The organism is Pseudomonadota bacterium (assembly GCA_039028155.1).
Classification (GTDB): Bacteria; Pseudomonadota; Alphaproteobacteria; order SP197; family SP197; genus JANQGO01.
In genome coordinates this window covers 1-12,716 of record JBCCIS010000090.1, presented here as the reverse complement: position 1 = coordinate 12,716, position 12,716 = coordinate 1, and the positions used below count along the sequence as shown (strand labels likewise).

The window sequence follows — 12,716 nt, the reverse complement described above, 5'->3', positions numbered from 1 at the left end:
CGTTCGGCCTCGCTGAACATGACACCGGCGTCCTCGTAATAGGAGAAGACAGCGATGATGCGATCGCGATCGCCTTCGACCGGTGTCACCCGGTGCGCGGTGTTCTTGCCCTTGAAGACATTCAGCGTGCCCGGCGCCAGCGGCAAAGTCGTGACCGCCCGATCACGGCCTTCGAGCAGATTAGCCACGCCGTCGTAGTTGGGATCGCTGTCGCTGCGCAGACCCTGGCGGTACTGGAAGTCACCGCCCGCATCGGGCGCTTGTAACAACAGTGTCGTCGTGAACTCCGAACGGTCGAAGTGCCAGTTCAGCGCTTCGCCATCGTGATAGGCCATGACATTGGCGCGCGCGAGCGGATCGGCCATGGTGTAGAGCACGGGCTTTTCCATGACATCGGCCAGGAAAGCGGCAAGCGGCGGCCACTCGTAGATCCGGCACACCATGCTTTCGGGAATCTGATCCGCGCACACCGTGTGATTGACGGTATCGAACTCTGTCAGTGCCGGATGACTGCGTGGCAGGCCATCGACCTCGGGCAGAAAATAGATGTTGTGCCGCCGGCTGTGGGTGAACGCGTAGTCACGCAGATAAGGTGCGACTTCGGCCACGATTCCATCGAGAACGCTCTCGCGGACGAGACCGTCGAGGTTGAACAGGCCGTCGGTATCGAGAGCGCGCCGGCAACGTTCGACAAGCGTCGCATAACCTTCGGACCCCGGCTGGTCCAGGGGATAACGATCAAGGTCGAGAATGTCGTGCATCGGGCAACGCCACCTTCAGAACACCGGTCAGTCGACTAAGGGCGAACACTATCCAAGCCTTTTGCCAATCGTCCAATCATCGCGCCGATGCAGTTTCATTCACGCGATTCATGAAAAACGGACCTCTACCACCACGTGATCGGCGAGTGGGTGATGATCTCATTGCCGTCGTCATGGACAATCAGGTTCTGTTCGTGGGCCGCCGTTCCGACACCGTCGATATGAAGAAAGGCCTCGATACCCAGGACCATGCCGGCATCGATACGGTCTTCCGCCGCCGACATCTTCACGCCGATATAGGGGTGCTCCCAATAGAGGCCGGTGCCGTGACCGTAGAGCGGCCATTGATCGTTCATCTGGCTGCCGCCCTCGGCAAACGTCGCGCTTATCTCATCGCCCAGGCGCGCGACATCGTGCACCAGCACGCCCGGTTTGATGGCGTCGATCACCGCGTCGACGATGGCGATGCAGTTTTCGATCAAGGCGCGTTGGTCGCCGCTGGGTTTGCCGCCTGCGACCGCCGTACGTCCGGGGTCGAGCCAGTAGCCCTGATAGATGATGCTATCGAGCCAGCCGCGCACGAGGTCACCTTGTTTCGGCACGTCGGTCGAACAGCCGGTAAAGGGATTGGTCGCCCAGCGAGAGATCTGCTCTCCATGGGCGACCGGGATCATTTGGCATGTCGCGCCTCGGCGCAGCAGTGTCGCTACGGCGTCAGCGACGGCGTCGGCCTCGCTGGCACCGCCGACCAAGCCGGTCATCAAGGCGTCCAGCGCTTCGGTCGCGATCGCGCCGGCCTCGCGGAAGCGGTCCTGCTCGCGGGCACTCTTGACGCGGCGCGGGCGCTGCACCAGCAGATCGTCCGTCGACCAGGTGACGTCCGGCGCGGTGTCCTGCAGCATCGACCAATAGCGCATGGGCAAGAAGTCACTGCCGGCCAGCACGACATTGCGGGCGCCGCTCTCGGTGAGCCGACGGCCGGCGGCGGCGATCGGATTGCTGCTGCCCTCGACCCGGTCGGTCGCGATCAACTCGCGCCGCGGGTCCGGTTCGTCGATGATCAGTTCGGGTGTCTCGCCCGGGCGCATGATGACAGCGTAGAACGAGCGGGCCGTATTGAGCGGATTATCGACTTCCTGCCCGGAGGCGCAGGAATAGTGGTTGGTCAGATAAAGGACATCGCCGCAGCGGTCATAGCTGCCACCGCCCCTGCCCCAGATCACCGCGGCGTCGTAACCGCCATCGCTGATCGCCTGGTTGACCGCCGCCCAGCGGTTTTCGTACTCGTCGGGCGGAAACAATCCGCTCTCCATGTGCCCCTCCGCGTTTCGATGCGCCAACGCTAGCCGCAGATGGACAACACGCCAAGCGGCCGGGGTCTTGGGATGGCGCCAAAGATGGCTTATCTATCGGGGGGAACACGGACGGAGACGTCATGTCCGACAACGCTTTGAACGACGACTTTTCGGCGCTGGCCGTCATGGACACGGCCACGATGAAATGGCAGGCGAGCCCGAGCCCGTCGGTCTGGCGCAAGCGCCTCGAACTGAGCGGGCCGGCGGAGGCTGGCCGCGTGACCTCGATCGTGCGCTACGACGCCGACAGCGCATTCCACCAGCACCCCCACCCCGATGGCGAGGAGATCTTCGTGCTGGAGGGCGTCTTTTCCGACGAACACGGCGACTACCCGCCCGGCAGTTTCTTGCTGAACCCAGAAGGCTTCCGCCATGCGCCGCGATCGAAAGACGGCTGCGTCCTGTTTGTGAAACTGCGGCAATACCCGGGCCTCGACCGCAACCAGATCAAGGTCGACACGGCGAGCGCGCCCTGGCGTGAAGGTGCCGTCGCGGGCGTCACCGTGCAGGACCTCTACCACGAACCCGATCACCCCGAACGGATCTCCCACGTGCGTATCGAACCGGGTACCAGTGTCCCCGAGCATGTCCATCCGGCCGGTGAGGAGGTCTTCGTGCTGGACGGCGGCTATCGCGATGAGCACGGCACCTATGGCGCCGGCAGTTGGGTGCGCTATCCGGCCGGTAGCCGCCACACTGCGGTGACGGACGGCGGATGTCGGCTCTACGTCAAGTCGGGGCACCTGGGCGATGTCTAGCGCGGGGCTCCGGCACGTCGAGGGGCCAGCCGTTTGGCATGGGCCTGAGATGGCGCAGCGCACCGACTGGCTGGTGGGCTTATCCGACGACCACATCGACGAACTGGAGGCAGCCGCCGGCGGTCTGCTGGCCGACGGACGCACTCTCGAAACCGTCGGCAACGAGGACGTTTCCCTGCCCGAGCTCGACCAGCTTCTGGCCGATGTGACGTCGGACGTTCTCACCGGACGCGGCTTCGTGCTGCTGCGTGGCCTGCCGGTCGACCGCTGGGATCTCGAGACGACGGCGGCGGCGTATTGGATCATCGGCACGCGGTTGGGCCAGCCGGTGTCGCAAAACGCGCGCGGCCACCTGCTGGGTCACGTGCGTGATCTCGGCAACGATCCTGACAGTCCGAAGACACGCATCTACACCACGCGCGCGGCACAAGAGTTTCACACCGACAGTTGCGACATCGTCGGCCTGCTGTGCCTGAAGCCCGCCGCCAAGGGCGGCGCCAGCAGCCTGGCAAGCTCGACCGCGATCTACAACGAGATCGCCGAGAAACGCCCCGACCTCGCCCATGTTTTGATGCAGCACTTCACGGTCGACCGCAAAGGCGAAGTCCCGGACGGCAAGGGCCCGACCTACGACCTGCCGATCTTTCATGACTTCGCCGGCCATATCACAGCGATCTATGCCAGGAGTTTCATCCGCGCCGCGCAATCTAGGCCGGGTGTGACGCGCCTGACGGAGGCCCAGAACGAAGCGATGGACATGGTCGATGCGCTGGCCGCCAGTGACGCCTTCCGGTTCGACATGGACTTTCGCCCCGGCGATATGCAGTTCCTGCACAACCACCAGATCCTGCACGCGCGCACGGCCTATGAAGATCACGCCGACCCCGCGCAAAAGCGCCACCTGCTCCGCCTATGGCTCTCCGCGCGGCCCGGACGGCAACTGCCGCCCGGCTTCGCCGAACGCTACGGACCGCTCGAAGACGGCGCCGTGCGCGGCGGCATCCGCGTGGCCGGTGTCAAACCCGTGGTCTCGCTGACGCCGTAGATCATTTCCCGCTCGCGCAGGGCCGGCGCCAGCCCACTCCCCCTCCCGGCCACCCATGGCAGCATCCTCGGGGTGGCCGGGCGGGGGAGTGGGCCGGTGATGCAAGCTTAACCAGGAGAAAACACCGTTCCCATCGAACTCTGCGGCTATTCACTCCACAATGGCGCGGGCGCGGTTCGCGCGCGATCACGAATCAGGGGGACGGCATGACAGGCAGACTTGACGGCAGGTGCGCGATCGTCACGGGCGCGGGGCGCGGTATCGGCGAAGCGATCGCCAAGGTCTTCGCGCGCGAAGGCGCGGATGTGTTGGTGACCAACCGCCATGTCGGGCGCGGCGAAAAGACGACACGCGACATCGTCAATGCCGGCGGCAGCGCGTCGTTTCTTGAGGTCGACGTCACCGACAGCGCGGCGGTCAAGGCCATGGCGGCCGAAGCCAAGAAACGTTACGGACGCATCGACATCCTGGCCCACAACGCCGGCATCTTCCCGTCGACGGAACTCGTCAAGATGCGCGAGGACCAATGGGATGAGGTGATGGACACCAACCTCACCAGCGCTTACCGCGCGGTCAAGGCGTGCCTGCCGCAGATGATCAAGCAGAACTACGGGCGTGTCGTCATTACCTCGTCGATCACCGGGCCGCGCGTCGGCTTTCCCGGCTGGACCCACTACGGCGCCTCAAAGGCCGGTCTGAACGGCTTCATGCGCTCGGCCGCCCTGGAGGTCGCCAAGAACGGGATCACCGTCAACGGCGTCGAACCCGGCAACATTCGCGTCCGTCCCGCAGATACGGCTGCCGGCCGCGAGCATGAGGAGTCCATGACCCCCGCCATTCCCATGGGCCAGCTGGGCGAACCCGAGGACATCGCCTATGCCGCGCTCTACCTCGCCAGCGACGAAGCCAAGTTCGTCACCGGCCAGACCATCATCGTCGACGGCGGCCAGATCCTGCCGGAAGCGCCGACAGGGATCGCCTGACGCCAGACATCAGAGTCCCGAAAAGTAAGCCCGCGCGGTCGCGGTGAAGGCGGCCAGGACGTCGGCGGAACGGCCGCGGCTGGGGCGCGCCAGGACGATATCGAGTGGTGGCATCGGTTCCTTGATCGGCAGGCAGGCAATCGGCTTGCCGTCATAGGCGATGTCGCTTGCCGGGCGCGCATAGAGCAGCGAGAACCCGAGGCCGTTGGCGACCGCGCTCCTGACAAGTTCGAAGGACTGGGAGCGCAACGCGATCGCCGGCGCCAGGCCGCCGCGGTCCAGGATCGCCGCGAACAGTTCGCGCGTCGCCGGCCAGTCGAGTTGCACGTAGCTTTCGTCGGCAAGCGCCCTCAGGCTGATCCCGTCTTCGTTGGCGAGCGTATGGTCACCCGACAACAGCACATAGGGCTCCAGGCTCGCGACGCGCTCCAGCACCAGACCGCGCCGGTCGAGGTTCATGTCGTAGCACAGCGCCAAGTCGATCGCGTCGTCTGCCAGCGCCGTCGTCAGTTCGTCGCCGCGCCCTTCCGACACCACGCAATCGATGTTGGGATGCTGGCGGCGCATCAGGTGCAGGAGGCCGGGCAGATAGAACGGCGCCAGCGTCTCGTAACAACCGAGCCTGAGTTCGCCTTCCAGGTCGGCGCCCAGTTCGCGCATACGCCGGTCGGCCTCGTCAGCGCGGGCCAGAAGTTGGCGCACGATCAACACGGCCTCGCGCCCGACCGAGGTGAGCTCGGTGCCGCGCGCGTGACGGCGCACCAGAAGCGTAAAACCCAGCATCTGCTCCAGCTTGTCGACGGCGCTGGCGATCGCGGGTTCGGAGATGTTGAGCGCCCGTGCCGCCTGGGCAATGCCGCCATGCTCGGCGACGGCGGAGAAGTAGGTCAGCTGTTTGAGTGTGAAATTGACCATACCTGATATGGTTTATGAGTCGACTAAATGTATTTTATATGACCTAAGCCGGCGCATACAATGGCGGAAAGGCCTATGACGGGAAATCATCATGGAACACGCAGTCGACATGGCGGGCGACGCCTATGCCGCGCTTAGCGCCATTGACGGACAGAGGTTCGACGAGGCGCGCGCCCTGCCGCCGGCGATCTATACGTCGCCCGACTTCGTCAAGCTGGAGGAGGCCCACATCTTCGGGCGCGAATGGGTGTGCGTCGGGCGCGCGGAGTCGCTACCCAAGGCCGGTGACTACCTGACCTTCGAACTGGCCGGCCAGCCGATCATCGTGCTGCGCGACCGCGAAGGCGAGATCCGCGCCTATTCCAACGTCTGCCTGCACCGCATGAGCACGCTGCTGCACGGCAGCGGCAACACGCGCATGATCGTCTGCCCCTATCACGCCTGGAGCTACGGCCTGGACGGCACGCTGAAGAACGCGCCCTACATGGATCAAAGTCCCGGCTTCAGCAAAAAGGGCTGCAAGCTGCCGGACGTGCGCTCGGAGGTTTGGGAAGGCTGGATCTACGTCACCTTGAACCCGGATATCGAACCGGTCGCCACACACCTGGCGAGCCTGAGCGAGAAAGTAACCGGACGCTACCGCATGGGTGACTACGTCGAGACGTTCCGCGAGGAGCATGTCTGGGACACCAACTGGAAGGTGCTCGCCGAGAACTTCATGGAGAGCTATCACCTGTTCGCGCTCCATAAGGCGACGGTCGGACCGTATTCGAAGGTCGAGGAAATGGACTGTCCGGAGGGCGAGCCGACGTTCAACTACCACTGGATCACCAAGGAGTCGGCGCTGGCCATCGGTAACGCCCACCCCGACAATGACTACCTGTCGGGCGAGTGGCGGCGCACGACGGCGCTGATCACGATCTATCCCAGCCACATGATCACGCTGACGCCCGGCTACTTCTGGTATCTCGTGCTGCGGCCAAAGGGCGTCGATCAGGTCGACATTCTTTACGGTGGCGGCCTGGCGCGTCATTTCGTCGACGACGAAAAGGGCCAGACCTACATGGACGAGATGAAGACGCTGCTGGACGAGGTCAACGAGGAAGACCGCACTGGCGTCGAGCGCGTCTATCGCGGGCTCAAGGCGCCGCTCGCCCAGCCCGGCAGGCTGAGCCATTTGGAACGGCCGAATTATGAGTTCGGCCAGTACCTCGCACGGCAGATCTGCGATAACATGCCCTAGGCATGATCGCAGAGTCCCTATGGTGCATAGGCCGTCTGGCCTTGGCCGGCGTGCTGGTGTGCGCCGGGTCCGCCATGGCGTCCGATCAGCAGCCGAGCCTTCCGACGCCGATTGATATCGATAATTTGGCGCCCGTCATCGAGCGCGAGTTCCTGAGCTTTGACGTCAACTATCAGCGCGAAAGGCTTGAGCGTCAGCACCAACTCGACAAGTTGTCGACAGAGCTGTTCGCGGCCGAAGATGCTGGCCTTAACGTTGCATGCTCGCGCCAGATCTTTCTCGAAACGAAATGGCTGATCGAGCACACGGCGGATTGGTCACGAGCCGATCGCCGACTTCAGGACCTCGCTAACAGCCTCGACAACAAGGAACAGGCTTTCGCCACCCAGCAGTCGCCGGACGACGGCAGTTGGGGCTCGTGTTTCGAAGAGTGGTTCATGAAGGTTTCGGCGACAGCCGGCGCGCTGGAGACACTAGCCGGCAAGGGTCAAGCTCCGGAACATCCGGTTACAATCCTGGACCGAATCGCCGAGCCTGATGCGCTAAGCGCCTATCTCTACGGCTTGGTCGTTTCCGATATCGCGTCGACCGGTGTCAATCAGCGCGACGAGCTCGGCTCCATTACCGCATCGCTCGCGACCCTCTTGTTCAAACACGATGTCGCGCCCTATGCCCGTGGGGAGGTCGCGGGGCTTAAGTTCGACGATGCCTATGTCGCGGCCTTTCAGGACTTTATCGATGCCTGGCAAGACCCCGAGACCGGTTACTGGGGCGCGTGGTATCAATCAGGCGGCGCGGTGTTTCGCGCACCGGACCTCAGCCTCTCCTATCACCAGATCGCTTACCATCCACACGACATCGCGCATTTGTCCGACATCATCGAGACGACGCTCAGGATCAAGGACAAACCCTATCCCTATGGCTGGATCGCGTACGGTCAGTTCAACAATCACAACAACTATGACGTCGCACGCATACTCCGTGTCGCATGGCCTTTCGCGAGCGAACAACAGCAACAGGCCATTCGTGATGATCTCACCGCCGCGTTGACGTGGTGTCTGAACGACTCCTTGAATGCCGATGGCTCGTTCAGACAGGTGCCCGATTTCTACAATTCCGTCAGCGCCGACTTCTACTTCGGCATCTCGTTTTTGGATGAGATCGGTTACTGGACAAAGGCGAACCGCTACTGGACCGACGAGGCGTTCCCGAATGCTCAGCAGACCTGCTGCATGATCAAGGCCCGGATCAAGCAGATCGGGCTGAAGAGCGATGTCGCGCAAGCGGCGCTTCAGAAACTGAATGACGGCTGTCCGGCCTGCTGAGGCCGGTTCGTTGATTAGGTCCCGGGGCGCGGTGATCCGGCGCCACCGCGCGCTTGCCAAGACCGACGTCGCATCCCGGGTTCGACCCGGGATGCGTAATCGATGGTTGGAACGTCAGGCCGCCTCTTCGACCGCCTGGCCGTTGATCACGAGACCCAAGGGCGAGGCGGAGATAGCGACGTGGTCGCCGTCCTTGATGTCGCCTTTCAGGATCAGCTCGGCCAGATGGTTCTGCAGCTCGCGCTGGATCACCCGCTTCAAGGGCCGGGCGCCGTAGACGGGGTCGTAGCCCTTTTCGGCGAGCCAGTTGCGCGCCTGATCGTCCAGGTCCAGCGTGATTTTGCGATCGGCCAACAGGTGCATGAGACGCGACAGCTGAATGTCGACGATGGCGCCCATCTGCTCGGGATGCAGCCTGTGGAACAGGATGATCTCGTCGAGCCGGTTCAGGAACTCCGGCCGGAAGTGCATCTTCACCGCGTCCATCACCTGATCGCGCGCGACGTCAACATCCTGGTCGGCCGGCAGGTCGGCCAGGAACTCCGCGCCGATGTTCGACGTCATGATGATCAGCGTGTTCTTGAAGTCGACCGTGTGGCCCTGACCGTCGGTCAGGCGGCCGTCGTCAAGCACCTGAAGCAGCACGTTGAAGACATCCGGATGCGCCTTTTCGATCTCGTCGAACAAGACGACCTGATAGGGCCGGCGCCGGACCGCTTCGGTCAGCACGCCGCCTTCCTCATAGCCGACATAGCCCGGAGGCGCGCCGATCAGACGCGACACCGCGTGCTTTTCCATGAACTCCGACATGTCGATGCGCTGCATCGCCTGCTCGTCGTCGAACAGGAACTCGGCCAAGGCCTTGACCAGCTCGGTCTTGCCGACGCCGGTGGGACCTAAGAACATGAAGCTGCCCATCGGCCGGTTCGGGTCCTGCAGGCCGGCGCGCGAACGGCGCACGGCGTTCGAGACCGCGATCAACGCGTCCTTCTGGCCGATCACGCGGCTGCCCAGGATCGCTTCCATGCCCAGCAGCTTTTCGCGCTCGCCTTCCAGCATCTTGTCGACGGGCACGCCGGTCCAGCGCGAGACGACGCCCGCGATCTGATCCTCGGTGACCTCCTCGTTCAAGATGCGGTGGCTTTCGGCTTCCTCGGCCTTGGCGAGGTTCGCTTCAAGGTCGGGAATGACGCCATAGGCCAGTTCGCCCGCGCGGCTCAAATCGCCCGCGCGCTGCGCCTGCTCCAGTTCGAAGCGCGCCTTGTCGAGCTCTTCCTTGACCGTCTGGGCGGCCGCCAGCTGCTCCTTTTCCTTCTCCCATTCCTGGGTCAGGGCATAGGAGCGGCCTTCGAGGTCAGCCAGTTCCTTATCCAGCTTCTCGAGCCGGTCCTTGGACGCGGCATCGTCTTCCTTCTTGAGCGCCTCGCGCTCGATCTTGAGCTGGATGATGCGCCGGTCGAGCTCATCGATTTCTTCGGGCTTCGAGTCGACCTCCATGCGCAGACGGCTCGCCGCCTCGTCGACCAGATCGATCGCCTTGTCGGGCAGAAATCGATCGGTGATGTAGCGGTTCGAGAGGGTCGCCGCAGACACGATCGCGGAATCGGTGATACGCACGCCGTGATGCAGCTCGTATTTTTCTTTGAGGCCGCGCAGGATCGAGATGGTGTCCTCGACCGTTGGCTCCGGCACGAACACGGACTGGAACCGGCGCGCCAGCGCCGCGTCCTTCTCGATGTGCTTGCGGTACTCGTCCAGCGTCGTCGCACCGACACAGTGCAACATGCCGCGCGCAAGCGCGGGCTTCAGTAGGTTCGATGCATCCATCGACCCTTCGGCAGCGCCGGCGCCGATCAGGGTGTGCAGCTCGTCGATGAAGATAATGAGCTCGCCGGCCGAAGCCTCGATCTCTTCCAAGACCGCCTTCATGCGCTCCTCGAACTCGCCGCGGAACTTGGCGCCGGCGACAAGAGCGCCCAGGTCAAGCGTCAGCAGCGTCTTGTCCTTGAGCGATTCCGGCACATCGCCGTTGACGATGCGCTGCGCAAGGCCCTCGACGATGGCGGTCTTGCCGACGCCGGGCTCACCGATCAGGACGGGATTGTTCTTGGTGCGCCGCGACAGCACCTGCATGGTGCGGCGGATTTCCTCGTCGCGCCCGATGACCGGATCGACATTGCCCTCGCGGGCGGCCTCGGTCAGGTCGCGGGTGTACTTCTTCAGCGCGTCATAACTGTCTTCGGCCGTCGCCGTATCAGCGGTCCGGCCCTTGCGCATATCGGCAATGGCGGTTTCCAGCGTCTGCGGCGTCAACCCGGCGTTCTTCAGAATGCCGGCCGCGGGCGTGCCTTCGGCAAGCGCCAGGGCGAGCAGCAGCCTTTCGGCCGTGACAAAGCTGTCACCGGCCTTTTCGGCAAGCTGCTGGGCGGTATCAAAGACACGCGCCAGTTCCGGCGATAGATGGATCTGGCCTGCGCCTGATCCCTCGACCACCGGCATCTTTTTCAGGGCGGCTTCGGTCTCGGCCAGCGCCATGGCGGGATCGCCGCCGGCGACGCGAATCAGGCCGGCTGCCAGTCCCTGGTCATCGGCCAGCAGCACCTGCAACAGGTGCTCCGGCGTCAGGCGCTGGTGACCACGCGTCAGCGCAAGCGTCTGAGCCGCCTGCACGAAGCCGCGCGCGCGTTCTGTGTATTTCTCGAAGTCCATTCTTCGGAATCCCCTTTGGAGGCGAATTTCTTACCGAAGATATGGTGTTGTATTTATGCCACACAAGGCCCGAAACGCTGATTTGGCCCCAAACAGGGCACAAAACGTCCCGAATCGGGGAAAACGGGTTTCAGGCTGCGGGTTGCGACGCCTCAGGCTTCTTCCGCTTGCGCGTGCGAGCCGGTTTCGCTTCCGTAGCCTCGGCTTCCGCCGCCGCCTCGGTGGCCTCGGCGGGCTTTCCAGCGGCCTCGGCCGCCTCTGCGGCCTGCTCGGCTTCGGCCGGCTCGGTAGCGCCGTTTCCGGTGCGCTCGACAACCGCTTCGCTCTGCGGCTCTTCCTGACGTTCCCGCTCCGCACGCTCACGCGCGGCTTCAGCCGCCTTTTCGTTGTTGGCGTTGACGATGCGCGTGTAGTGCTCGGCATGCTGCAGATAGTTTTCCGCAGCCACTCTGTCGCCCGTCGACGACGCGTCACGCGCCAGGGCGGCATACTTTTCGGCGACCTGAGCGGCAGAGCCGCGCACTTTCACATCAGGGCCGTTGCTGTCGAAGGACTGGTTTCGGTTACCGCCGCCACCACCACGTCGTGAATGGTTACGGTTGTTACGGGCTCGCTTGCCCGACCCTCCTGGTCTCATGCTTTTTTCACTCTCGCACGGTCAGTGATGAAACGCTGCGTCAAACAAACGACATCCATAACGGAGGAAACACTCCGCTTTGCTAGTCTTTCGTCGCTGATGCAGTCAGATACCGACGCAGGGTGGCGATCACCGCTTGCTCATCAACCAAAGCCCCTAGGCTTGGTTCCGCCGGTCTGTGCGAGGAGGACGGTAGCCAACCAGCGCACGCTTTCCAAGCAGTTTTTTTCGTCCTGTCCCCAGTCCGTTAACCTTTTAGAATCACGCACCTCTCCCGGCCTTCGAGGTCCGGCCGCCGTTCCACGACACTTAGCCCGCCTTGGTTCGCGAGCGTCGCGATGGCGTCGGCTTGGCCGGGCCCGTGTTCCAGTACCGCGATGCCCTCGTCGGCCAGAATCGGCTTCAGTTGCGCCACGATTCGACGATAGGCGTCCAGTCCATCGGCCCCACCGTCCAGCGCGCCGCATGGCTCCCACGTCGCCACTTCCGGCTCGAGATCCGCGAGCGTTGCGGTTTCGATATAGGGCGGGTTGGACACCACGACATCGAAAGGACCGGTCATCCCGTCTGCCCAGTCGCCCGATTGAAAGGCCGCGCGATCACCCAGTGACAGACGCGCGGCGTTGTTGCGCGCCAGGGCCAGCGCGTCATCGCTGGCATCGACGCCCAGACCGGTGCTGGCCGGCAGTTCGTGAAGCAGCGCCAGAAGCAAACAGCCGGTACCGCTGCCCAGGTCGAGCAGACGCATCGGCGCGGAACGATCGGCGACATGATCGAGAACCGACTCGATCAGCGTTTCGCTCTCGGGCCGCGGACTCAATACGGCGCGGCTGACACAGAAGTTCAAACTCCAAAACTCTCTCGTGCCGACAATCTGCGAGACCGGCTCACGTGCCTCTCGTCGTGCGATCAGTGTTGCGAACGCGCTAGCATCGCGCTCACCAAGCAAGTCGTCGCGATGACCGATCGCGCGCACTTGATCGGT

11 protein-coding genes are annotated in these 12,716 nt (G+C 63.6%); 5 read left to right on the top strand and 6 right to left on the bottom strand.

Annotation, left to right across the window (positions count from 1 at the left end):
* Both AAF563_24615 and AAF563_24610 read right to left on the bottom strand, forming a co-directional pair.
* Nucleotides 1–761 (bottom strand): 2OG-Fe(II) oxygenase (locus AAF563_24615; GenBank protein MEM7124482.1); only part of this gene is annotated, 761 nt, incomplete at its 3' end.
* 125 nt (nucleotides 762–886) lie between these two features.
* Nucleotides 887–2,074, bottom strand: a complete 1,188-nt coding sequence (locus tag AAF563_24610; protein MEM7124481.1) for a M24 family metallopeptidase — start codon at nucleotides 2,072–2,074, stop codon at nucleotides 887–889.
* 122 nt (nucleotides 2,075–2,196) lie between these two features.
* Between AAF563_24610 and AAF563_24605 the strand changes: the two genes are divergently transcribed.
* From AAF563_24605 to AAF563_24595, 3 genes are all read left to right on the top strand, one after another.
* Nucleotides 2,197–2,874, top strand: a complete 678-nt coding sequence (locus AAF563_24605; protein ID MEM7124480.1) for a cupin domain-containing protein — start codon at nucleotides 2,197–2,199, stop codon at nucleotides 2,872–2,874.
* Between the two features lie 49 nt (nucleotides 2,875–2,923).
* Complete coding sequence (locus AAF563_24600; GenBank protein ID MEM7124479.1) at nucleotides 2,924–3,919, top strand: TauD/TfdA family dioxygenase; 996 nt, start codon at nucleotides 2,924–2,926, stop codon at nucleotides 3,917–3,919.
* A 206-nt stretch (nucleotides 3,920–4,125) separates the two neighbouring features.
* Nucleotides 4,126–4,902, top strand: a complete 777-nt coding sequence (locus AAF563_24595) for an SDR family oxidoreductase (protein ID MEM7124478.1) — start codon at nucleotides 4,126–4,128, stop codon at nucleotides 4,900–4,902.
* 9 nt (nucleotides 4,903–4,911) lie between these two features.
* Here AAF563_24595 and AAF563_24590 read toward each other — a convergent pair whose 3' ends face one another.
* Nucleotides 4,912–5,817 (bottom strand): LysR family transcriptional regulator, encoded by a 906-nt coding sequence (locus AAF563_24590; protein MEM7124477.1) that lies wholly within the window; start codon nucleotides 5,815–5,817, stop codon nucleotides 4,912–4,914.
* A 91-nt stretch (nucleotides 5,818–5,908) separates the two neighbouring features.
* Here AAF563_24590 and AAF563_24585 point away from each other — a divergent pair, with 91 nt between their 5' ends.
* Together AAF563_24585 and AAF563_24580 are read left to right on the top strand one after the other, a co-directional pair.
* A complete protein-coding gene (locus AAF563_24585) occupies nucleotides 5,909–7,060 on the top strand; it encodes a Rieske 2Fe-2S domain-containing protein (GenBank protein ID MEM7124476.1) in 1,152 nt (383 codons plus the stop codon).
* A 2-nt stretch (nucleotides 7,061–7,062) separates the two neighbouring features.
* Nucleotides 7,063–8,385: a hypothetical protein gene (locus AAF563_24580; GenBank protein MEM7124475.1), complete on the top strand. Its 1,323-nt coding sequence runs from the start codon at nucleotides 7,063–7,065 to the stop codon at nucleotides 8,383–8,385.
* Between the two features lie 114 nt (nucleotides 8,386–8,499).
* Here AAF563_24580 and clpB read toward each other — a convergent pair whose 3' ends face one another.
* The 3 genes from clpB to prmC form a co-directional block, all read right to left on the bottom strand.
* The gene (gene clpB / locus AAF563_24575) at nucleotides 8,500–11,094 is read right to left on the bottom strand and encodes an ATP-dependent chaperone ClpB (GenBank protein ID MEM7124474.1); all 2,595 of its coding nucleotides are present in this window, start codon (nucleotides 11,092–11,094) and stop codon (nucleotides 8,500–8,502) included.
* A 130-nt stretch (nucleotides 11,095–11,224) separates the two neighbouring features.
* Nucleotides 11,225–11,731, bottom strand: a complete 507-nt coding sequence (locus tag AAF563_24570) for a DUF4167 domain-containing protein (protein ID MEM7124473.1) — start codon at nucleotides 11,729–11,731, stop codon at nucleotides 11,225–11,227.
* Between the two features lie 247 nt (nucleotides 11,732–11,978).
* Nucleotides 11,979–12,716 (bottom strand): peptide chain release factor N(5)-glutamine methyltransferase (gene prmC / locus AAF563_24565; protein MEM7124472.1); only part of this gene is annotated, 738 nt, incomplete at its 5' end.